The sequence below is a fragment of the Pseudomonas putida genome (assembly GCF_028682635.1).
Lineage (GTDB): Bacteria > Pseudomonadota > Gammaproteobacteria > Pseudomonadales > Pseudomonadaceae > Aquipseudomonas > Aquipseudomonas putida_AE.
Map to the genome: position 1 here is coordinate 29,208 of NZ_JANHLK010000004.1, position 20,984 is coordinate 50,191.

At 60.0% G+C, this 20,984-nt stretch carries 21 protein-coding genes and 1 pseudogene; 3 read left to right on the forward strand and 19 right to left on the reverse strand.

Annotated features, from left to right (window positions below):
* The first annotated feature begins 20 nt into the window (after positions 1–20).
* Positions 21–1,451 carry a PLP-dependent aminotransferase family protein gene (locus NPS56_RS06170; protein WP_274073899.1) on the forward strand — a complete coding sequence of 477 codons (1,431 nt, stop codon included), beginning with the start codon at positions 21–23 and terminating at the stop codon, positions 1,449–1,451.
* A gap of 112 nt (positions 1,452–1,563) precedes the next feature.
* Here the strand turns inward: NPS56_RS06170 and NPS56_RS06175 are convergent, their stop codons facing one another.
* The 10 genes from NPS56_RS06175 to NPS56_RS06220 all read right to left on the reverse strand — a co-directional run bounded on the left by NPS56_RS06175 (position 1,564) and on the right by NPS56_RS06220 (position 10,867).
* Positions 1,564–2,364, reverse strand: a complete 801-nt coding sequence (locus tag NPS56_RS06175; protein ID WP_274073900.1) for an N-acyl homoserine lactonase family protein — start codon at positions 2,362–2,364, stop codon at positions 1,564–1,566.
* 14 nt (positions 2,365–2,378) lie between these two features.
* Complete coding sequence (locus NPS56_RS06180; protein ID WP_274073901.1) at positions 2,379–3,338, reverse strand: diiron oxygenase; 960 nt, start codon at positions 3,336–3,338, stop codon at positions 2,379–2,381.
* Between the two features lie 65 nt (positions 3,339–3,403).
* On the reverse strand, positions 3,404–4,162 hold the full coding sequence (locus NPS56_RS06185) for a TauD/TfdA family dioxygenase (protein ID WP_274073902.1): 759 nt from the start codon (positions 4,160–4,162) through the stop codon (positions 3,404–3,406).
* 21 nt (positions 4,163–4,183) lie between these two features.
* Positions 4,184–5,056 carry a branched-chain amino acid aminotransferase gene (locus NPS56_RS06190; protein WP_274073903.1) on the reverse strand — a complete coding sequence of 291 codons (873 nt, stop codon included), beginning with the start codon at positions 5,054–5,056 and terminating at the stop codon, positions 4,184–4,186.
* 31 nt (positions 5,057–5,087) lie between these two features.
* The gene (locus tag NPS56_RS06195) at positions 5,088–6,440 is read right to left on the reverse strand and encodes a KamA family radical SAM protein (protein WP_274073904.1); all 1,353 of its coding nucleotides are present in this window, start codon (positions 6,438–6,440) and stop codon (positions 5,088–5,090) included.
* Positions 6,441–6,474: 34 nt separating this feature from the next.
* A complete protein-coding gene (yfcF, locus tag NPS56_RS06200) occupies positions 6,475–7,131 on the reverse strand; it encodes a glutathione transferase (protein WP_274073905.1) in 657 nt (218 codons plus the stop codon).
* Positions 7,132–7,330: 199 nt separating this feature from the next.
* Positions 7,331–7,816, reverse strand: a complete 486-nt coding sequence (locus tag NPS56_RS06205) for a cupin domain-containing protein (protein WP_274073906.1) — start codon at positions 7,814–7,816, stop codon at positions 7,331–7,333.
* 84 nt (positions 7,817–7,900) lie between these two features.
* The gene (locus NPS56_RS06210) at positions 7,901–8,395 is read right to left on the reverse strand and encodes a RidA family protein (protein ID WP_274073907.1); all 495 of its coding nucleotides are present in this window, start codon (positions 8,393–8,395) and stop codon (positions 7,901–7,903) included.
* A 48-nt stretch (positions 8,396–8,443) separates the two neighbouring features.
* On the reverse strand, positions 8,444–9,724 hold the full coding sequence (locus NPS56_RS06215) for an ATP-grasp domain-containing protein (protein ID WP_274073908.1): 1,281 nt from the start codon (positions 9,722–9,724) through the stop codon (positions 8,444–8,446).
* Positions 9,725–9,766: 42 nt separating this feature from the next.
* Complete coding sequence (locus tag NPS56_RS06220; RefSeq protein ID WP_274073909.1) at positions 9,767–10,867, reverse strand: hypothetical protein; 1,101 nt, start codon at positions 10,865–10,867, stop codon at positions 9,767–9,769.
* 148 nt (positions 10,868–11,015) lie between these two features.
* On the opposite strand from NPS56_RS06220, the gene NPS56_RS06225 reads away from it, so the two are divergent.
* Together NPS56_RS06225 and NPS56_RS06230 are read left to right on the forward strand one after the other, a co-directional pair.
* Complete coding sequence (locus NPS56_RS06225; protein WP_274073910.1) at positions 11,016–12,434, forward strand: PLP-dependent aminotransferase family protein; 1,419 nt, start codon at positions 11,016–11,018, stop codon at positions 12,432–12,434.
* A gap of 227 nt (positions 12,435–12,661) precedes the next feature.
* Positions 12,662–12,933: pseudogene (locus NPS56_RS06230) on the forward strand (DUF3077 domain-containing protein).
* Between the two features lie 60 nt (positions 12,934–12,993).
* Here the strand turns inward: NPS56_RS06230 and NPS56_RS06235 are convergent.
* From NPS56_RS06235 to NPS56_RS06275, 9 genes are all read right to left on the reverse strand, one after another.
* Positions 12,994–13,308: a helix-turn-helix domain-containing protein gene (locus NPS56_RS06235; protein WP_008060552.1), complete on the reverse strand. Its 315-nt coding sequence runs from the start codon at positions 13,306–13,308 to the stop codon at positions 12,994–12,996.
* Positions 13,305–13,649 carry a toxin gene (locus NPS56_RS06240; RefSeq protein WP_274073911.1) on the reverse strand — a complete coding sequence of 115 codons (345 nt, stop codon included), beginning with the start codon at positions 13,647–13,649 and terminating at the stop codon, positions 13,305–13,307. Before NPS56_RS06240 ends, NPS56_RS06235 begins: the two co-directional genes overlap by 4 nt.
* Positions 13,650–13,795: 146 nt before the next feature.
* Complete coding sequence (gene cyoE, locus NPS56_RS06245) at positions 13,796–14,683, reverse strand: heme o synthase (protein WP_274073912.1); 888 nt, start codon at positions 14,681–14,683, stop codon at positions 13,796–13,798.
* 10 nt (positions 14,684–14,693) lie between these two features.
* Entirely contained in the window at positions 14,694–15,029 is a 336-nt protein-coding gene (gene cyoD / locus NPS56_RS06250; RefSeq protein WP_007916940.1) for a cytochrome o ubiquinol oxidase subunit IV, read from the reverse strand.
* Positions 15,029–15,652 (reverse strand): cytochrome o ubiquinol oxidase subunit III, encoded by a 624-nt coding sequence (locus NPS56_RS06255; protein WP_033038499.1) that lies wholly within the window; start codon positions 15,650–15,652, stop codon positions 15,029–15,031. Before NPS56_RS06255 ends, cyoD begins: the two co-directional genes overlap by 1 nt.
* 3 nt (positions 15,653–15,655) lie before the next feature.
* Entirely contained in the window at positions 15,656–17,686 is a 2,031-nt protein-coding gene (gene cyoB / locus NPS56_RS06260) for a cytochrome o ubiquinol oxidase subunit I (protein WP_274073913.1), read from the reverse strand.
* Positions 17,687–17,689: 3 nt separating this feature from the next.
* Positions 17,690–18,625 (reverse strand): ubiquinol oxidase subunit II, encoded by a 936-nt coding sequence (gene cyoA, locus NPS56_RS06265; protein WP_046820452.1) that lies wholly within the window; start codon positions 18,623–18,625, stop codon positions 17,690–17,692.
* Between the two features lie 805 nt (positions 18,626–19,430).
* Positions 19,431–19,940, reverse strand: coding sequence for a disulfide bond formation protein B (locus tag NPS56_RS06270; RefSeq protein ID WP_274073914.1), 510 nt, complete (start codon positions 19,938–19,940; stop codon positions 19,431–19,433).
* Positions 19,941–20,048: 108 nt separating this feature from the next.
* Positions 20,049–20,942 (reverse strand): LysR family transcriptional regulator, encoded by an 894-nt coding sequence (locus tag NPS56_RS06275; RefSeq protein ID WP_274073915.1) that lies wholly within the window; start codon positions 20,940–20,942, stop codon positions 20,049–20,051.
* Between the last annotated feature and the right edge of the window lie 42 nt (positions 20,943–20,984).

The window sequence follows — 20,984 nt, forward strand, 5'->3', positions numbered from 1 at the left end:
GTGCGACTGCTGAGGTCATCATGAACACGCTTCCCTTGTACCGTCAGTTGGCCAACCACTACCTGGACGCGATCCGCAGCGGCACCCTGAAAACCGGCGAGCGCCTGCCCTCGATCCGCCTGATGATGGAAAAACACGCCGTCAGCCTGTCCACCGCCGTGCAGGTCTGCCGTGAGCTCGAGGACTATGGCGTACTGGAAGCCCGACCGCGCTCGGGCAATTACATCCGCCAGCCCGACACGCCGGGCAAAGCCGTCGCGATCAGCCTGCCGCCGCCACTGGATACGGGCGTCTATGTCGGCATCCATGAGCAAGTGTCAGCGGTGCTCAAGGCCAGCCAGCGCGCGACGGTCAAGGTCAACTTCGCCAGTGCCTACTGCGCCCCGCCGCTCTATCCGCTGAAGGTCTTGCAGGACAACATGATCAAGGCCTTGCGCCAGGACCCGCATCTGCTCGATACCAGCAGTTCGACCAGCGGCCACAGTGCCCTGCGCAATGTATTGGCCCGGCGGATGCTGACCGCCAAGACCCACCTGAGCGCCGAACGCATCGTGATTACCCACGGCGCCACCGAGGCGATCAACCTGGCCTTGCGCGCCGTGACCCTCCCCGGCGATACCGTGGCCGTGGAGTCGCCGACCTTCTACGGCGTGTTGCAGATTCTCGAAAGCCTCAACCTGCGGGTGCTGGAAGTCCCGGCCTCGACCCCTGCGGGGATTCACCTGCCGGCCCTGGAACAGCTGCTACAAGGGCCGCAGCCGATCAAGGCGCTGATCGTCATGCCCAACCTGCACAATCCACTGGGCAGCATCATGCCCGACGCTCACAAGGCGCGGCTGGTGAAACTCTGTGCCGAGCACGATACGGTGCTGATCGAGGACGATACCTACGGCGACCTGGTGGACACCGAGCAACCGCTGTCCACCCTCAAGCACTGGGACCGCACCGACAGCGTGATCTATTGCGCTTCGCTGAACAAAACCCTGGCCCCGGGCCTGCGCCTGGGCTGGATCAGCGCCGGCAAATGGCACGACCGCGTGGAAATGCTCAAGCACACCCAGACCCGTGGCTGCGAGAAGTTGTCGCAACTGGCGGTCAGTGCGTTCATGGCCACGCCTTCCTATGAACGCTACCTGCGGCGCTTGAGAAACACCCTGACCCAGCAGCGCCAGCAAATGAGCGCGGCGATATTGCGCTACTTTCCCGAGGGCACACGGGTGACCAATCCCCGGGGTGGGACGTTGCTGTGGGTAGAGTTGCCTGCGCAGTATTCGTCCATGATGCTTTTTCATGACGCGTTGAACGTTGGCATCCAGATTTCACCTGGGGATATCTTTTCCAACACCCGGCGTTTCCATCACTTTATGCGCATAGGTTGCGGAGCGCCGTATTCGCCAAGGATTGATGAGGCGCTGCAAACCCTGGCCCGCCTCCTCAAAAACCAGGGCTAAACACATCCCCCCTGTAGGAGCTGGCTTGCCAGCGAAAGCGTCAGCACATCCAGCATTGATGTGCCTGACACACCGCCTTCGCTGGCAAGCCAGCTCCTACAGGGGGGTCGGATTACAGGGGATTTTGGTGTAGGCAGATGATATGCGGGTCATCATTCCAATGCGGGAAGCGCTCGGCGATCAGCGGGTCGTGGCCGGGGATGACGTGGTCTTCGCTGTCGGCCAGGCGATTGATCTCGCTGAACGCCTCCAGGCTTTGCGCCAGGTCATCGATGATTGGAAACGGGCTGCGCTCGCGAATATTGACCCACAGGTGCGCCGCGTCCGAAGCCAGCACGATCCAGCCGCGCTCGGTGTTTACCCGCACCACCTGGCTGCCCGGCGTGTGTCCGCCCACCGCGTGCAGTGTCACGCCGGGCAGCACCTCGACCGTGCCGTTGTGCAAACGCATGCGCCCCTCGAACAGCGGCGGCAGCGCCGACATCACGTCCTCCACCTCGTAGGTCTTGTTCACGGTGTGATGGGCCATCTTCGGCCCAGTGCAGAAGCGCAGTTCCGCTTCCTGCAGATGCACCGTGGCCTTGGGAAACAACCCCAGGTTGCCGGCATGATCCCAGTGCAGGTGCGTGAGGATCAGGTGCTCGACCTGCGCCGGATCGATGTCCAGTTGCCGCAGGGAATCCTCCGGCAGGCGATACATCTGACGGTTGCGGCGGTCCGCCGTGTCCGGTTGAAAACAGGTGTCGACCACAATCACCTGATGCTCGTTGCGAATCACCCAGAAGTAGTAGTCCAGGGGCATCGGCGCATTGGGGTCGCCGCAGCAGGCATCGTAGAGAAAGTTCTCCCGGGCGGTGCGCTGCGCGTTGGCGCCGACCCGGATGGCGAACACTTCGTACAGGGGAACGGACATGGTCACCTCCGGGTTCAGGCGGCTGCGGTGGCTTTGAGGGTCGGACGGAAATCGAAATCGATCTGCTCGCTGATGCCCAGGTCCTGCGCCAGCTTATGCAGGCCACTGTAGTCGCGCATGATCGTGGCGTTTTTGTTGCTCTCGCGAGTGTCGGCGATGATCGACCCGGCATCCGTGACCCCAAGCTGGGTGAGGATCGCCTCCCACATCGAGTAGTCCTGGGCGATAAAAGCACTCAGCGCCACCGAAAGGTGACGGGCGAAAAACTCCCGCTGTTCGGGCTGCATGTTGGCGTACATCACCTTGGCGACTTCGGCCAGCACCTTGCTGTGGGCGTATTCGTCGCGGTTGTGCAGTTCGGCCACGCGGCGGTTCTGCGGCTGGATGGTCTGGTCGTCCGCCAGCAGGTCGAGGTAGGCGTTGACGCTGATCTCGGCCACCACCGCGAAGGTGATCGCCGCCAGGTCGCGCTGCCATTGTTCGGGCAGTTCCTCACGCAGGGCCTTGAGGCGCAGGTAGGTCACCGAGGGCGGCAAATCCAGGTCCTGGTCGAGGGCGCGATCGAGCTTGGTCCGCTCAATGGCGCGCAGGTGCATGAGCGTGTGGTAGTGCTCGTCGATCAGGGTCTGCTGCATCGCCTCGCGAAAATGCCAGTCGTCCTTGCCCAGGTACTGCTGGGCGATGACGCTCAGCGCCGGGTTCACTACATGCTCCTCGGCGGTGACGGTGCGCAGGTTGTAGCCGATCCAGCCCCAGGTCACCACCTTGCTCTTGAGCTCGTCGCTCAAGGCCTGGAATGTCGGGTGATGGAAAAACGGCACCATGCACTCCGGGTAATCCGGGCGTGCCGGGTCGAACACTTCGTTGACCTGGCCCCTGTCCGGCGCACACACCCCGGCGCGTTTGGTCCAGGCCTGATTGAGCCGCACGATCAGTTGGTGATCGACCTGGGCAATCTCGATTGCTGTTTGCATGACGCAATACCTGTAGAACGCGTACCCGCCAGGGGTACGCGGAAAAAAGAAGGGCGACGGAAAAATCAGGCCAGCCAGTAGCGGGTCAGGTTGCGCGCCGGGTCAGTGTATCGACTGCGGGCATGGATCATCCGCCAGTTGTCCCAAATCAGCAGGCACCCGTCGGGAATCAGCACCGGGATGTTGTGCTCGACAAAGTACGCTTCGCCCAGCGCGGCAAATCTTGCCAGCGGCGCCGTGCTGTTGGCCACCTGCGATTGCTGCAACGCCTCCTTCGATGGATTCACATCGCCGTAGTGAAACTGGTTGTAGCTGAAGCGAAAGATATCGCCGTCCTCGGTGGGGGTCAGGATGTATTCCCTGACACGGGTTTGCGCCGGTTCGCCGGGCTTGGCGGTGGCGACGAATTCCACCGGCGTGTCATCGAGCCACTCGCGCAGTTCCGGCTCGGTTTGCTCGAGCGACTTGAGGAATTCGTAGCCGTCCACCAGCCCCGTATGCCCGCCACCGCAAGTCGCCTGTGTATGGCAATGCAGCGCCAGGTAACGTGGCGGCGGGCCATACACCGGCGCTTCGGTGTGCGGGCCGATGCCGTTCATGCTCTGGGAGTACGGCAAGTCCTCGTAGCCCGGCTTGCGGGTGATGGCGAACGCCACCTGGCCATTGAACTGCGGAATGATCGGGCCGAACTCATGCAGTGTTCCCGTAACGTCGTGGGCGAATTCCCCTGGGGTCAGCACCGTCCAGCCACGACTCGACAATTCTTCATGGCGATGGCCCAGTGAAACATAAGGTGTGCACGCAACAATCCCTTGGTCTGACATGGTGAGTTTCCTGGCGGTTTATCAGGCGTTGACGGTTGAGGTGTAAGCGGCAATCAATGCACTGCAGGCGTTGCCCGGTCGGTAGCGCTGTTCATCGATGCTCTGTACCGGGGTGATTTCGGCGGCGGTGCCGGTGAGAAAACACTCGTCGAAGTCGCCCAGTTCCGTGGGCAGGATCGTGCGTTCGATGACCTGGTAATCCAGCGCCCGGGCCAGCTCGATGACGGTCTGGCGGGTAATGCCATTGAGAAAGCAATCCGGCACTGGCGTATGCAAGGTCCGCCCCTTGGCGAAGAACACATTGGCGCTGGTGGCTTCGGCGACGTGCCCGCGCCAGTCGAGCATCAAGGCATCGTGATAACCGTGGTTTTCGGCGTCGTGCTTGCTCAAGGTGGCGATCTGGTAATGCCCCGACGCCTTGGCTTCGAAGGGGCTGCTGCTGGGCGGTGGACGGCGCCACGCGGCGGTCTTCAGGCGGATGCCGGCCATGCGCGCCGCCGGGTCGAAATAGCTCGGCCATTGCCAGCAGGCGATCGCCACATGCACACGATTGAAACGGGCCGACGTGGAAATCATCTCGCTGCCGCGCCAGGCCACCGGGCGCAGATAGCCGTCGCCCACCTGGTTGCGTTGCAGCAATTGATGGCTGGCCGCTTCCAGCTCGGCGGGTTCGAAGGGAATGGCAAAATCCATCAGCTGCGCCGAGCGATACAGCCGCTCAGTGTGTTCGCGCAGCTTGAAGACCTTGCCGTTGTACACGCGCTCGCCCTCATACACCGTGCTTGCGTAATGCAGGCCGTGGCTGAGCACATGCAGGCGCGCCTGGGACCACTCGACGAACTCGCCATCGAGCCAGATCCATCCTTCGCGTTGATCAAACGGGATACCGCTCATGTCCTTGTCTCCCCAGTAATTAAGCGTCGGCTTACGCCGTTTGCAGCAAGACCGGTATCAACTGCGGCGCAGGCGCCAGCAACAACTCGGCCTCGGTCTGAAAGAAAAAAGCCCGTTCGCCGAAAGCCGGGCGCAGCTCGTCGAACCAGGTCGCCTGCGGATCGAAGCGCGCATAGAAGGTGCGCAGTACCCACAACGGGTCCCGGGCCTGGAGGAACTGCAACACGAAGACCTTTTCCCCGGCGACGGTCTCGATGCCGTTGATCAGGACCTTGCCGTAGAAGGTGCTCATCGACGGCCCGCGCACCGTACGTGCCAGCCCCGACACCGTGCGGTACGCCGCCTGGAAGATCTCGAACGCCCGTGCCAGCGGCATCGCGAAGTAGTGGCTGGGGCCGGTGTCGCGCTCGACGAACATGTAATAGGGCACCGCCCCGAGCCGTACGCCTTCGGTCCAGAGGTCCGCCCAATCGGCGGGATTTTCGTTGATATGGCGGATCACCGGTGCCTGCATGCGCAGGGTCGCCCCCGTGGAACGAATGCACTCGATGGCCTGCCGGGCGATGGCCGGGCGGATCTCCACCGGGTGGTTGTAGTGGCCCATGATCGAGAGGTTTTTCCCCGCCGCGACGATCCGCCGAAACAGCGCCAGCAACTCGGGCGCATCCTTGTCGCTGACGAACCGCTGCGGCCAGTACGCCACCGACTTGGTGCCGATGCGGATGTTCTGGATGTGCGGCAGATCCAGCAGCGGTTCGATGTACCCTGCCAGCGAGCGGGTGTTCATGATCATCGGGTCGCCCCCGGTAATCAGCACATCCGTGACGTCTGTGTGTACCTTGAGGTAGCTGACCAGCTCCTGGGATTCCCGTGCGTTGAACTTGAGCTCTTCCTCACCGATGAACTGCGCCCAGCGAAAACAGAAGGTGCAGTAGGCGTGACAGGTCTGGCCGGCACCGGGGAAAAACAACACGGTCTCGCGGTACTTGTGCTGGATGCCCGGCAGGACTTTGCCGTCGAGGGTCACGCCGTTGTGCGTCAGCTGCCCGGCCGGATGGGGGTTCATGCGCAGCCAGATCGCCTCGATCCGCCGCTTGATCGCGGCGGCGTCATCCTGTTCGATCAGTTGCTTGAGCGAGGCATACTCCTCCGCCAACAACATGTCCTTGTGGGGAAAGGTCATGCGGAAAATCGGATCGTCCGGGATGTTGTTCCAGTCGATCAGCGTCCCCAGCACGTATTCATTGGTTCGAAACGGCATGACCCGGGCCACGACCGTCATGGCTTCCTGCAACGCAGGCGTCAGCTTGTGCCAATAGGGCGTGTCGCGAATGGTGCGGGCGTTATAGGGTTTGTAGCGTTCGTGCTCCGACAGTCCTTGCATGGCAGCGCTCCTGGTGATTGCCCTGACAGTCGCCTCAAACAACAGCGGGTGCGATGGCCGGCGCTTTGCGCTCGATGTCCATCCAGGCCCGAACGCTGTCGCGATCCCACTGGCGGCGCACATAGGCCGCGAGCCGCGCCGGGACTTGATCGCCATGGGCGACCAGCCGGTTGAGCATGATCGCCAGGTCCGTGTCGGCAATGCTCCAGTCGCCAAAGAGGTGTTGGGCGCCCTCCTCCAGCAAGCGGTCGGCGACGAAAAACAGGCGCTCGACCGCGGCCCTGGCGTCGTCGGAGAGCGGTGCGAGTTGCTTGCCGAAGTACACCAGGTCGAAGGGACGCTCCTTGCGAACCACCAGCAAATCGCTGCGCAGCCAGGCCTGAAGTTGGCGGGCCCGGGCGCGCTGCTGGATGTCTTGCGGGAAGAGTCTGGTATGTCCCGGGGCGAGTTCCTCCAGATACTCGGCGATGGCGGAAGACTCCGACAGCGCAAAACCTGCGTGAACTAAGGTGGGAATCTTGCAGGTCAGGGAAATATCACGATATTTATCCTGATAGTTCTCGCGCGCTTTTAAATCCAGGGTAACAAACTCAAATGAAAGTTGCTTTTCCTTGAGCGCCACAAACGCCGACATGGCAAAAGCACTGACAAAATCCGCACCCACATAGAGTTTAAGCTTGTTGCTTTCCATAGAACGCTCCCTTGAACTAAACACATAAATCCGTTGCATTCCAGGCGATCGTAGTAAGTTGACCGGGCGCTGAATAGATACAGAAATTGTCCGTTTGCATCGATACAGATGGCAAATTGCCACGGGGCAACGCGGGTACAGCAGAAATGAAAAAGGGAGTCGGCGAATGCGGACTCCCTGGTGGGCAACGGAGGGGAAATTACAGCGAGCGGGGGATCAGGCCAACGTTGTCGTTGTAGTTGGCGAGCAGCAGCGCCTGGGGCATGTTGCTGATGTTGAGCATGGCCAGCGGCTCGGTGGCGCTGGTGTTGACGAAGCCGTGGCGGGTCCAGGCCGGCACCAGCAGCACGTCTCCACTGCCTACGCCCACGGCCTCGGCATCGCCCAGGGTCAAGGTGCCGTTGCCGCTCTGGATGATGAACAGGTGCCACCAGGCATGAACATGGCCGATGAGCTCCGCGCCCGGTATCAACCATTGCATGGACACGGCCATTCCGGGGGTCAGCGAGCAGCCGTCGAGGCTGCCGTCGTGGGCCAGCGCGACAATATCGACATCGCTCGCCTCAAGGCTTTTGCGCATATCCGTTAGTTCAACATCCTTCCACACCCGTGGTTTTAGCGGTTGTTGAACCAGACTTTGGCGAAAGTCCTTATATGAAAAGAACGCACCTTGAACGCTGTTCATGTTCGGGTTCCAACTTATTCTGCCGACTTGAGTTATCCGACCTTAGGCGAACATTTAATCGCTGTAAAGCCGAACAACTCAGACTTATAACGCAGAAGGTCGCAACGCCACGATCATGTCCACTTCCACTGCCGCGTTTTTTGGCAACTGATAAACGCCGACGGTCGTGCGAGTATGTTTGCCAGCATCGCCCAGTACATGACTGAAAACATCCGAGGCGCCGTTGGCCACTTCGCTGAGGTCTACAAAATCCGCCGTGGATTTCACATACACCGAGACCCTGATCAGCGACTTGATCTTGTCCAGCGAACCGATGGCATCGACAATCAACGCCAACCCGCGCATCGCGCAGAGGCTGGCGGCCGCTTGCGCATCCGCCATGTCGAGGTCCAGGCCGACCCGGCCGGGGTATTGGATCTTGCCGTTCACCCGCGGCACCATGCCGCTGATATGCAACTCGTCGTGGTGACGAATCAGCGGAGCGTAATGCCCGCCCACGCTGTTTTCGCCGTAGATGTCGTAGTCGAATTCCTTCGCCAGCGCGATGAAGCGCTCATCACAGGTCATGTGCTCAATCATTTAACAAACCTCTTGATCAGTACTGCAAAAAACATTGATCCCTGATGCTCAACACAGCATCCGTGCAGGTGGCGCCAGGCTGTTGATCCCGATGCTCGACTCAACGGCCTCGGCCAGGCGCAGCAGGTCATTGCTGAGCTGTGTGTAGTCTTCGTTGAACAACACGATGTGGCCGATGAACGAGAAGTTGTCTTTCACCAGCGCGCTGACCGCATCGCCAATGCGCTTGGTTACCACCGCCTCCACCAGGTCGATGTCCAGCGAGCGGGCCAGGGCCTGGATGTCCGGTACATCGCGCAGGATGCCGCCCGTGCTCGCCCGCAGCAGGCGTATGCCGCAGTAGCCGCGCGGCACCGGCTCCCGGTTATCGACCTGGCCTTCCACGGCCCAGCGCACCCAGCGCTCCCACGGGTCGAAATCGACGAATGCCTGACGTGCCAGGTCCCAGATGTGCATGCCCCCGGGGCGCATGTTGGTTTCAACGGCCGAGGTGCGATGGTTGGCCCGGTAGAACACCTCGTTGTGCCAGGCACCGTTGTCCTGGGAAACCAACCCCGCCATGTGCTGGCCGGCAGCCTTCAGTCGAGCCTGTACCTCAGGCGCCAAGGGAGCGGGCACCACTTGCTGGATCTCGGCGCGGTAGGCGCCTTCGGTGGTGGTTTTTTCGGTGATCCAGGTACTTCCGGCGACATAATCCCAGCTGTATTCCCGGGCGTTCTGGATCAGCTCTTCGAGTACGATGCCCCCCTCGCGATAAGGCTTGAGTGCCTGCCACGCGTCGTCGCATTCGGACGGGTGTCGGATGACCCGGCAGCCTCGGCTGGCACCTTCGCAGGCGGGCTTGATGAACGCCTTGCCGCCCAGCTCGATCACGCGCTGACGCAGGTCCGGCAGGCTCTCGATACGGCTGGAAGCCACCGGCCGGTAATCTTCGGGAGCCGTGCTGGCGCAAGCTTCGAGCTGGCGGAAAATCTGTTTGTCCAACCCCGCTCGGGCCTCGGCGGGAGAAATACCGGGCAAGCCGAAATGACTGGCCAGCGCCGCACCGAGCAGCACGCCACGGTCGGAAAACGGCAGCACGCCGATCAGCTTCCAGCGATCGGCGTTCAGGCACCCCACCACCAGCTCGAGGGAGGCCGCTACGTCCTGCTCGGCCAGCGAAGTGCTGCAGACATGGTCCGCCACCTGATCGTCATAGGGCTGGATCTGCTCGACCAGCAGGATCAGCCTGGCGTTGTACAGCGACTTGCACAGATCGCGCAGCTTCTGGATATCGTGAACCCGACTGCCGTTGTACCCCACCACTACTACGCATGAAGTCGTATTCATAAAGCCCCCGACTTGCAAAGTGAAAACCGAAACAGCGATGACTCAGTCGTGCAACGACGCGATGGATTGCCGGTTGAGCCAGTACCAGACCAGGATCCCGCCAGCGCCGATGGCAGCCAGCACCAACGCGTTATAGGGCGGTGGCGCGACCCGCATGATCAACACGGTCAACCCGGCGCCGACGCCCAGGGACACTTCCTTGACGAACATGTTGTTCTGCTTGACCGAGAAATAATCGAGGTGGCTGAAGGCGCATTCGGCGATGGACAGCAGCGCCACCCAGATCAGCGCGCCGACCAGGGTGTCGACGTGGAACGCGGCAGGCGAGGACAGCACGGCAAAACCGCCGACAATGATGCCGATCACCGTCAGCACCTTGAAGCGCCCGGTGCTCTCGATCAGCTTCATGACCGGCACTTGCGCGAAGACCACCACGGCGCTGTTGAGGATCAGCATCAGCCCATACCAGGCCGGCAGCTCGCCGGTCTTGAGCAGGATCGCCTGGGGCAGGATCGAGAACACGCCGAACAGCTTGATGCCCATGATGACGCCGGCGATGACCCACGGCAGTTTGTTGCGCCAGCCGCTGCCGTCCTGGCTGGCGGGACGGGCCACCACGGGGTCACAGGTGAAGGTCGCGCCCATGGCGATCGGCAGGCACAACAGGACGAAACCGGCGGCGCCCAGGAAGAACAGGGTCGGGGTCAGCAGCGGCGACAGCAGGATCAGCCCTGCCAGCAGGCTGCCCATGTTCATGGCGACACGGTTGTAGGCGGCGCCCTCCTTGGTCTGCGCCGCTTCGCTCTTGATCAGGTAGCCAGCAATCGCAATGCCGTCGGCGAACAACGCCGCGGCAAACATAACCACGCCTTGGTTGCTTGTGATCGCCAGCAGTACCAGCCCCATGGCGGCGCACAGCAGCGTAACGCTCAAGGAGCGGCGGCCGAGTACCAGCAGGGTCAACGGCAACAGCAGCAACAAGGCCCGATACCCCAGGGCCAGGATGCTGTTGGTGGCGGTATCGAGCCAGACGTTGGCCTTGCCCAGCACCGCAAACAGCGACACGGCGGTGATGATCCGGATGGTGAACAAGCGCAGGTTGATGACCGGCTTGGCCGCGACGACCGTTGTTTCGACACTCATGCAATACCTCACGAACCTGGCATCGATCAACCGGCATAGGTCGACCCTCCAGAAACTCTGTAAGGCGATGGTAGAAAGAGATGCTTGTCTTGGTCAGAGCAAGTTCGTATAGAATCAAACGAACTTTACTGCCAGAGAGACCAGTAAAATGCAGGCTCAGCGCGCAGTGATCGCCGCTATCGAGTTCCAGCCGGGTGTGCCGCTGGTGCAGCAGATCGTCGATCAGTTGTCGGTGGCAATCACCAAGGGCGGCCTGCCCCACGGCTCCAGGCTGCCACCGATCCGCGAACTCTCCGACCTGATGCATGTGGGCAAGTCCACGGTGGTCGACGCCCTCGACCGCTTGCGCGCCAAGGGCCTGGTGGTGTCACGCCAGGGCTCGGGGCATTACGTGCACCGTTCCAGCACTACCCTCCAGGCCAGCGCCGGCCCCGACCTGCTGCCCCAGGACACCCTCAGCGTAGTGCGTCGCGCGGTGCTGCTGGACAATGGCGCGCTGCGCCCGGGGGCCGGTTTCCTGCCGTCCTCCTGGTTGCCGGCCGAGGAATTGCTCAAAGCCGTGCGCGGCACCCTTCGCGCCACCACGCTGCGCATGGGTGAATACGGTAATGCCAGCGGTTACCTGCCACTGCGCCAGGCCTTGCGGGTGAAGATGGCGACCCTGGGCATCGAAGCGCCGGTGGAGCAGATCATCACCACCGCCAACACCGTACAAGCCATCGACATGCTGATGCGCCTGCTGGTCAAACCCGGCGACACGGTGCTGCTCGACGACCCGTGCTACTTCACGATGCACACCAACCTGGCCTGGCACGGCGCCAAGGTCATCACCATCCGCCGTGATTGCGACGGCATGGACCTGGAAGCGTTCGAGCAACTGCTGATCGCCCACCGTCCTGTGCTCTACATGACCAACAACGCCCTGCACAACCCGACCGGCCACTCGTTCACCTCGGCGCAGGTCTACCGCCTGGTGGAACTGAGCCATCGCTACCATTTCCACATCCTCGAGGACGACCTGTACTGCGACATGCAGCAACGCCGAACGCCGCGCCTGGCTGCGAGCGGGCTGGACAACGTGTCCTATGTCTCGGGCTTCTCCAAGACCCTGACCGCCAACAGCCGCGTCAGCTTCGCGGTGCTGTCACCGCAACTGGCGGCGCGGATGGTCACCCTGAAAATGGCCTGCGGCGGCATGACCTCGGAAATGGCCGAACAGATCATCTGCACCATGCTCAGCGACGGCAGTTACTCCAAGCACATGCGCCGCACCGTGGACCGGCTTTATGAGTCGAACAGCCGGGTGGCGGCGTGGCTAGGTGAAGCCGGGTGTTCAGTATCCTCACTGCCCGGTGAAGGGTTATACATCTGGACGCGATTGCCGGATGGATACGATGCCGAAACCCTGGCACGCAAGGGCCTGGAAATCGACCTGGTGCTGGCGCCGGGGACCATGCTCAGCAAGGCCGCGGATGGCAACCAGTTTCTGCGGTTCAACGTGGCGCACAGTGATCATGTGCAGGTGCGCGAACGGTTCTTCCGCTTGCTGGATAAACCACACAAATAACTGACTGTCTTCAATCCTGTGGGAGCGGGCTTGCTCGCGAAGAGGGCGTTATATCCAGCATCAATGTCGCCTGAAACACCGCTTTCGCGAGCAAGCCCGCTCCCACAAGGGTCCTGCGGCGCTCAATCCCATCCCGGCCAGCACAAGGCCACGATTGTGCATTCCGATATCCACACGCTAACTTCGACCGGTCGCTGCCAATTCAGCGACCGGGCCTGATAACTCGAATTCCCCAAGACCTGAAAACCATCGGCCTCACCCCCTTCTGCTACCACGCCAATGAACCACTGTTGCGCATCAACCCTGGTGTCCGGTCATCTCTGCCCTCTCCCACGACTGCGACCTGCTCCACCTCGCCAAACTGATCGCCTCAGACGCCGCCATGGTTCGCGACTCCGACCGACATGCCTGGGCCTCGCATTTCCTGCAGGACATGAGCAAGGCAATCATCGACGACGTGGTGAAGGTGCTCGAAGCACCGTGTAACAACCGCGCGTGAATGAAAAAGCCCCGGGTTTCTTTCGAAACTCGGGGCTTTTCAAGTGTTCGCTAAGCTCTATCAAACCACTGCCAGTCGATCAACCATATCCGGGAATTTCTCCACCAATCTGATCAACAAGGCTGCCTGTGCATTAGGCTTCGACTTTTCCTGTTCCCAGTTTCTCAAAGTACTGGGGCTGGTTCGAATTCGCTTGGCAAAAACGGCTTGGGACATGTGTAACTTTTCCCGTAACGCAACGATTTCTTGCGCCCCTACCTCGGGGGCCGGAATATCCTCCACCGTCGTATTGCGCAACGTAATCTTGCCTTCGCGTTGAGCCGCCATCTCATCAACGCCCTGCATCAACTCTGCAAACAGGTCGCGTTTTTTCATGGGGTACCTCGTTTTTTCAACTCTGCTTCTATGGCTTTCTTGAGCGCCTTCTCTTGCTCGGCAGTCAAATTCTCAAGCTCATCTTTGTCATAAATTGCAAACATCCAGAACTGACCATCATTCATAAGCCAATAATAGATAACCCGCAAGCCACCTCGCTTGCCTTTACCTCGACGCCCATCCGCCCAACGCAGTTTCCGGAAACCGCCTGTTCGAGGCATCACGTCCCCCGCTTGCGGATCGAGCTGCATATGGGTTTGCAGCGCTCGATACTCATCGTCCGTCAGATAGTTTCCAACGGTCGCTGTGAAGGATGTGGTTTCGAAGAATACGGTTCGCATGCGCAAACTATAGGCAAGTTGCCTATAGTCAGGCAAGCAGCGGATCATCTTCCTGACGAACCGTCTTTTCGAATCCCTATTCCCAGATCCAACAAAAAGCCCCGCTCTTCTCTCGAAGGCGGGGCTTTTCGGTGCAGCTCTGAATCTTAAGGCGCGTACGTCAGCAGCAGCTCGGTCGGCACTTTGAAGTCCAGGGACATCATCACGCTCAACGCGGTAATGGTGAAGATCGAGAACACGAACAGCTTGCGTGCCCAGACCGTGTCATCCACTGCCTTGTAGCCGGTCCAGGCCATGTACAACCAGTACATGCCCATGGCCGCGGCGACGGCGAGGTAGCTCATGCCGGCGTAGCCGCTGAAGGTCAGCATCAAGGTCGCCACGAGGAAGGCCAGGATGTAGAGCAGGATGTGCTTCTTGGCCACCTGGATGCCGCGCTTCACTGGCAGCACCGGAATCGATGCGGCCAGGTAATCGTTGAAGCGGAAGATCGCGATGGCGTAGGAATGCGGCATCTGCCACAGGCTGAACATCACCAGCAGGGTCAGTGCGGCCATGTCGAAGGTGTTGCTGACTGCGACATAGCCGATCACCGGCGGCATGGCGCCCGACAGACTGCCCACCAGCGTGCCGTGAACCGACTTGCGCTTGAGGTACAGGCTGTAGAAGCCGACGTAGATCACGAAGCCGATCACGGCGAACAAAGCGGCCAACGGGTTGGCCACCTTGTACAACAACGCAACGCCGAGAACACCCAGGACGGTCGCATAGATCAGGGCCAGTTTCAGGGAGATGAGGCCCTGGACCAGCACCCGGTTCTTGGTGCGTTCCATCTTGATGTCGATGTCGCGGTCGATGCAGTTGTTGAACACGCAACCGGAGGCGACGACCAGAGAAGTGCCGATCATGGCTGCCAGAAACACGGCCAGATCGACATGCCCTTTCGAGGCCAGGAAGAACCCGCCTGCCACAGAAAGCACGTTACCGAAAATGATCCCCGGTTTGGTGATTTGGATAAAGTGCTTGAGCGACATCGGGTCTACCTCACTTCGCCATCATGTACGTGTGGATGCTGAACATGATCCACAGCGACAGGCCAACCAGCAGCACGATCACGATGGCCGTAAAGACGAAAGCGATCACGTTGTTACGCTGAGCGATGGAACGGTCCAGGTGCAGGAAGTAATACAGGTGAACGATCACCTGGATCACTGCGAACAGCAGAACGATTGCCAGCGTGGTGGCCTTCGGCAGGCTCGGGTACATCACCAGACCGAACGGGATGACGGTCAGGATCACCGACAGGATGAAGCCGATGGCGTACGACTTTACGCTGCCGTGGCCAGCATCATGGCTGTCATGGGAGTGTGCATTAGCCATTACAGGGTCCCCATCAGGTAGACAACGGTGAAGACGCAGATCCAGACCACGTCCAGGAAGTGCCAGAACAGGCTCAGGCAACTCAGGCGAGTCTTGTTGGTCGACGTCAGGCCCTTTTTCTGCACCTGATACATCATGATCGCCATCCAGATCAAACCGGCGGACACGTGCAGACCGTGAGTACCGACCAGGGTAAAGAACGCGGACAGGAAGCCTGAACGGCTAGGGCCGTAGCCTTCGGAGATCAAGATGTGGAACTCGTTGATCTCCATCGCGATAAAGCCTGCGCCCAACAGGAAGGTCATGCCCAGCCAGGTCAGCACCGCCTTCTTGTTGCCCTTGTACAACGCCAGCATGGCGAAGCCGTAGGTGATCGAACTGAACAGCAGCAGAGCTGTTTCGCCCAGTACGTATGGCAGTTCGAAGATGTCGTGGCCCGACGGGCCACCCGCTACGTTGTTAACCAGTACCGCGTATACCGCGAAGATCGACGCAAACAGAATGCAGTCGGTCATCAGGTAGAGCCAGAAACCGTATACGGTCATCTCGCCCGAGTCGTGGTGGTGGTCATCGTGCCCATGGTCACCATGGGCGTGTCCAACATTGGTCACTAAGTTCGACATGGTTTAAGCCTGTTCCAACGAGGTTTCAACACGGGTGGCGGTGGCCGGGATTTTCCCTGCCGCTACCAGACGCTTGTGCTGCTCGGCTTCGATGCGCTCGATCGTTTCAACCGGGACCATATAGCCCTGGTCGTCACGTGCAGCGTGGATCACGAAGTAGGCGACAGTGCCTACCAGGCTCGCGATTGCCAGCCACCAGATGTGCCAGATCATCGCGAAACCGAACACGGTCAGCAGAGCGCCCATGACCACACCGGTAGCGGTGTTGTTTGGCATGTGGATCGGCTCGTACCTGGCCGGAGCCTTGTACGCGGTGCCGTTTTCCTTGGCTTCGGTGAACGGGTCGATGCAGTCAGCCTTGGGCAGCACGGCAAAGTTGTAGAACGGAGGTGGCGACGAGGTCGACCATTCCAGAGTGTGGGCATTCCACGGGTCACCGTGTTCGCACATGTTCTCTGGCTTGTTGCGGTCACGCACACTGACGTACAGCTGGATCAGTTGGCAGGCGATACCGAAGGCGATCATCACCGCACCGAACATGGCGACGTACAGGTACGGCACCCACTCAGGGTTGGTGGTGGCGTTCAGACGACGGGTCATGCCCATGAAGCCCAGTGCATAGAGCGGCATGAACGCGACGAAGAAGCCCGAGATCCAGAACCAGAACGCTGCTTTACCCCAGCCTTCGTGCAGCTTGAAGCCGAACGCTTTCGGGAAGTAGAACGCGAAACCTGCGATGTAGCCGAATACCGCGCCGCCGATGATCACGTTATGGAAGTGCGCGATCACGAACAGGCTGTTGTGCAGGACGAAGTCAGCACCCGGGATGGCCAGCAGTACGCCGGTCATGCCGCCGATGGCGAAGGTCACCATGAAGCCCAGGGTCCACAGCACCTGGCTGGTGAAACGCAGACGACCCTGGTAGATGGTGAACAGCCAGTTGAACAGTTTCACACCCGTCGGGATGGAAATCAGCATCGTCGCCAGACCGAAGAAGGCATTGACGCTGGCACCCGAACCCATGGTGAAGAAGTGGTGCAGCCAAACCATGAAGCCCAGTACCGAGATCGCGCCCGAGGCGTAGATCATCGAGTGGTGGCCGAACAGTTTCTTGCCGGTGAACGCCGAGATCACTTCCGAGAAGATGCCGAATGCCGGCAGGATCAGGATGTAAACCTCAGGGTGGCCCCAGGCCCAGAACAGGTTGACGTACATCATTGGATTGCCACCAAGTTCATTGGTGAAAATGTGGAAATCCATGTAACGGTCGAGGGTCAGCAGTGCCAGGGTAGCGGTCAGGATCGGGAACGAAGCCACGATCAGCACGTTGGCCCAGGTGCAGGTCCAGGTGAAGATCGGCATGTCCATCAGCTTCATGCCAGGGGTACGCATTTTCAGCACGGTGGCGAGGAAGTTAACCCCCGTCAGCGTCGTACCTAACCCGGATAGCTGTAGCGCCCAGATGTAGTAGTCCATCCCCACGCCAGGGCTGTACTGCAGGCCCGACAGCGGCGGATAGGCAACCCAACCGGTCTTGGCGAATTCGCCGACGCCCAGGGACAGGTTGATCAGCACCACGCCGGAAACCAGCAGCCAGAAGCTCAGGGAGTTCAGGAACGGGAAGGCAACGTCACGCGCGCCGATCTGCAGCGGCACTGCAAGGTTCATCAGGCCGGTGAAGAATGGCATCGCCATGAAGATGATCATGATCACACCGTGGGCGGTGAAGATCTGGTCATAGTGTTCAGGTGGCAGGTAGCCAGGCGAACCCTCGGTGGCCATGGCCAGCTGGGTACGCATCATGATGGCGTCGGCAAAGCCGCGCAGCAGCATGACCATGGCGACGATGATGTACATCACGCCGATTTTCTTGTGGTCGACCGAAGTCAGCCACTCGGTCCACAGATAGGTCCACTTCTTGAAATAAGTGATACCCGCGAACAGTGCCAGACCACCGAGCGCGATCATGGCGATGGTCACCATCACGATCGGCTCGTGGAACGGCACCGCTTCCCAACTTAATTTACCAAACATCGTTTACTCCTCTGCCCCGGCAGCTGAATGCGAGTTCATGTCCGTAGCGGCCACTTCTTTCTCTTTCTTCTCGTGCTTGACCTTAGGACCAGGTTTCATGCCTTCGTACTTGTCGACGATGATCTGGAACAGGTTCGGCGTCACCGAGGAGTAGAGCTCGACTGGGTTGTTCTGGCTCTGCTTGGAAAGGGCTGCGTATTCAGCTTGTTCAAGCTGTTTAGGTGCCTTTTTGACTTCACTTACCCAGGCGTCGAAATCTTCCTGGGAAGTTGCGATCGCTTTGAATTTCATACCGGTGAAACCGGCACCGCTGTAGTTGGCAGAGATGCCGTCCATTTCAGCGTTGCGGTCGGCGATCAGGTGCATTCTGGTCTGCATGCCCGCCATCGCGTAGATCTGGCCGCCCAGGCCCGGGATGAAGAACGAGTTCATCACGGCGTCGGAGGTGATCTTGAAGTTGATTGGCGTGTGCGCCGGGAACACGATCTTGTTGACCGTGGCAATGCCTTGTTCCGGGTAGATGAACAGCCACTTCCAGTCCAGCGCGACCACTTCGATGGTCACAGGCTTCACGTCGGATTCGATCGGACGGTACGGGTCCAGCTCGTGGGTCGACTTGTAGGTGATGTAACCCAGGGCAATGATGATCAACACCGGAACAGTCCACACCGCGATCTCGATCTTGGTGGAGTGGTTCCATTTAGGCGTGTAGGTCGCCTTGGTGTTGGACGCGCGGTATTTCCAGGCGAACAGGAAGGTCATCACGATGACCGGCACCACGACCAACAGCATCAGCAGCGTGGCGGTGATGATCAGGTTTCGCTGTTCCAGGCCAACCTGGCCCGTGGGATTGAGCAAGGTCATGTTGCAGCCTCCCAGCAACAACGTGCCGAGCAGCGGCAATAAGCCTAGTAGTCTGGGGTACCTGTTTTTACTCATCTCACGACCTCTAAAGCAGCTTGCGCAATGCAGTTGGGTTTTGATCGCCAACACTTCACCCTGCCAAGGGTTGGCATTTTTCTTGGATTGAATAAGGGCTTGCCCGTCGAGCGTCAGAGGCGTTTCGACAAATCCTGGGCCAGCGGTGAGTTCTTATTCGAATTCGTGGTCAAAGGCCTTGTTACAGCCCAATTCCATTTGGTGCGGATAGTTGGAGGCACCGACACCTGGGCGTCACATGAGGCCAAAAGGCCTCTCGACACCCTCGTGCCACTCATGCACCAGAGCCTGGGTGAGCAGTGCCGGGAATTCAGTGCGGGCGATTGTAGATATGTAGCGTTTTATAAACCATGTCTTATCCCGAAATAATTTTTATCCCTGACCGCAACAATCCTGACTCAATTGTGTAAAAGTGGCGCATCTTATCGAAATTGATTCTCAACAAAAACACCAAAAATAGTAGGGCTACCACCCTCGATTCAGACAGCCTTAGAGGCTCGAACACGGTGCCAAACCCAGCCCTAGCCCCGGTATGACAAGGGCTCTGGCAAATCGCCACAACCTGTTAAAACTGTCTGTTCCTTTTTGACCTGGCTAAAATCTGGCGACGTTCAAACACGTCAATTTCTTTGCAAGACACCGCACCAATCCGACACACCAAAGCGCGCTGCGGCACTCGCGATGTGACAACATGTCGCACACTTGTCGCACCCCTCGTTGCCGCTCGTCACGGTCTTTTCACCTGGCCCCGGAAATGCAAAAACGCCCCGGCCCTCTCATCGAGGACCGGGGCGTTTCGGGTCTATCAGCGCAGCGACTTGCGATTGCGCAGCGTCAGCAACGGCACCAGTACCACCACCAGCACGAAGGCCACCAGCGCCCACTGCGCCAGGGACAAGCCCAGGATCGGCGGGTACGGCGTGGAGCAGAAACCGTCGACCTGGAAGCCCAGCGGGAAGATCTTCGCCAGCGGCAAGCCATCGACTATCGGTTGCAGCACATCGATGCCACAACTGACGGCCGGATAGAACTGCGTATAGACGTGATGCCCCGCCACCCCGACGCCGGCCAGGGCACAAATCACCACCAGGGTCTCCAGCACCGTGATGCTGCGGCGGGTGCGCATGGCCGCACCGATGAACGCGAAGAGCGCGATCAACAACAGTGCATAACGCTGCAGGATGCACAACGGGCACGGCGCCTCGCCCAACACCACCTGCATGTACAGCGCACCGCCGATCAGCGCCAGGCAGATGATGCCCAACAGCACCAGGTAGCGCCGTTCACGGCCCAGACGCATCGTTTCCTCGCTCATCGTGTTTCCCTTTTGACTATCGATTGCCCGCCAGTTTACACGCTGGCCTTGACCTTTGAGAGGGCTGGAGCGCACTGGCGGATTGTGGGGAAATAGACGACAGGCCGGTTAAGACGGGATTAACCCTGACGACCCCGGCCCCTCGAACTCGGCCTGCAACAACTTCACAAAGGCCTCGCGAGCCGGGTGCCGGCCCGCGCTTTCGTGCCAGTAAAAGAGGTTGTCGATGCTCGTCAGTTCCGGGAACTCATAGCCCTGGCAACCTGCGCTAAGACCATACTGCTCGTAGATTCCCCGGGGCACCAGCGCGACGCCGGCACCAGCGCTGACACAGCCAACGATGGTGCCATAGCTGGCGATGCTGACAATCGGCTGCACCTGGTCATGGCGCAACAGCCACTGTTCCAGCGCGAAGCGGTACGGGCAACCCGGGGGCCACATGAAAATCGCCTTGCCCTGCAGGTCCGCCGCCTTGCGCAAAGGCCCATGGGAGGCGGATGCGATGAGAATCAGGTCTTCGCGGTACATCACTTCCCGCTGCAGTCCCGGGCGATCAACGTTGACCGCCACGAACGCCCCATCCAGCCGACGATGCTGGGTGTCGTCGAGTAATTGAGCCCAGGTTCCGGTGCTCAACTCCAGCATCACCTGTGGATAAAGCTCGTGGTACTTGGCCAGTAACCTGGGCAATCGCCCCGTGGCACTGGATTCGATGGCACCAATGCGCAGAGGACCGCTCGGCGCACTGCCGGGTGCCAACGCCCTGCGCGCCTCTTCGGCCAGGCCGAGGATTTTCGTCGTGTAATCAAGAAACACCTCCCCGGCGGGGGTGATCCGCAATCCACGGCCGTCGCGGGAAAACAGCGGCGTACCGAGTTCACGCTCCAGGGACTTGAGGCGCGCGGTGATATTGGACGGCACACAGTGCAGCGCCTCGGCCGCGCGCGCGATGCTGCCCAGGTGATGAACCGTGTTGAACATGCGCAGTTGGGACAGTTCCATAGCTCAGCCAAAGTGAATGCTTAAGTCAGTTTAAGTCACTTG

Coding starts and splice junctions, on each gene's coding strand:
- NPS56_RS06170 (WP_274073899.1), top strand. CDS start 21: ATGAACACGCTTCCCTTGTACCGTCAGTTGGCCAACCACTACCTGGAC.
- NPS56_RS06175 (WP_274073900.1), bottom strand. CDS start 2,364: ATGTCCGTTCCCCTGTACGAAGTGTTCGCCATCCGGGTCGGCGCCAAC.
- NPS56_RS06180 (WP_274073901.1), bottom strand. CDS start 3,338: ATGCAAACAGCAATCGAGATTGCCCAGGTCGATCACCAACTGATCGTG.
- NPS56_RS06185 (WP_274073902.1), bottom strand. CDS start 4,162: ATGTCAGACCAAGGGATTGTTGCGTGCACACCTTATGTTTCACTGGGC.
- NPS56_RS06190 (WP_274073903.1), bottom strand. CDS start 5,056: ATGAGCGGTATCCCGTTTGATCAACGCGAAGGATGGATCTGGCTCGAT.
- NPS56_RS06195 (WP_274073904.1), bottom strand. CDS start 6,440: ATGCAAGGACTGTCGGAGCACGAACGCTACAAACCCTATAACGCCCGC.
- yfcF (WP_274073905.1), bottom strand. CDS start 7,131: ATGGAAAGCAACAAGCTTAAACTCTATGTGGGTGCGGATTTTGTCAGT.
- NPS56_RS06205 (WP_274073906.1), bottom strand. CDS start 7,816: ATGAACAGCGTTCAAGGTGCGTTCTTTTCATATAAGGACTTTCGCCAA.
- NPS56_RS06210 (WP_274073907.1), bottom strand. CDS start 8,395: ATGATTGAGCACATGACCTGTGATGAGCGCTTCATCGCGCTGGCGAAG.
- NPS56_RS06215 (WP_274073908.1), bottom strand. CDS start 9,724: ATGAATACGACTTCATGCGTAGTAGTGGTGGGGTACAACGGCAGTCGG.
- NPS56_RS06220 (WP_274073909.1), bottom strand. CDS start 10,867: ATGAGTGTCGAAACAACGGTCGTCGCGGCCAAGCCGGTCATCAACCTG.
- NPS56_RS06225 (WP_274073910.1), top strand. CDS start 11,016: ATGCAGGCTCAGCGCGCAGTGATCGCCGCTATCGAGTTCCAGCCGGGT.
- NPS56_RS06235 (WP_008060552.1), bottom strand. CDS start 13,308: ATGAAAAAACGCGACCTGTTTGCAGAGTTGATGCAGGGCGTTGATGAG.
- NPS56_RS06240 (WP_274073911.1), bottom strand. CDS start 13,649: ATGCGAACCGTATTCTTCGAAACCACATCCTTCACAGCGACCGTTGGA.
- cyoE (WP_274073912.1), bottom strand. CDS start 14,683: ATGTCGCTCAAGCACTTTATCCAAATCACCAAACCGGGGATCATTTTC.
- cyoD (WP_007916940.1), bottom strand. CDS start 15,029: ATGGCTAATGCACACTCCCATGACAGCCATGATGCTGGCCACGGCAGC.
- NPS56_RS06255 (WP_033038499.1), bottom strand. CDS start 15,652: ATGTCGAACTTAGTGACCAATGTTGGACACGCCCATGGTGACCATGGG.
- cyoB (WP_274073913.1), bottom strand. CDS start 17,686: ATGTTTGGTAAATTAAGTTGGGAAGCGGTGCCGTTCCACGAGCCGATC.
- cyoA (WP_046820452.1), bottom strand. CDS start 18,625: ATGAGTAAAAACAGGTACCCCAGACTACTAGGCTTATTGCCGCTGCTC.
- NPS56_RS06270 (WP_274073914.1), bottom strand. CDS start 19,940: ATGAGCGAGGAAACGATGCGTCTGGGCCGTGAACGGCGCTACCTGGTG.
- NPS56_RS06275 (WP_274073915.1), bottom strand. CDS start 20,942: ATGGAACTGTCCCAACTGCGCATGTTCAACACGGTTCATCACCTGGGC.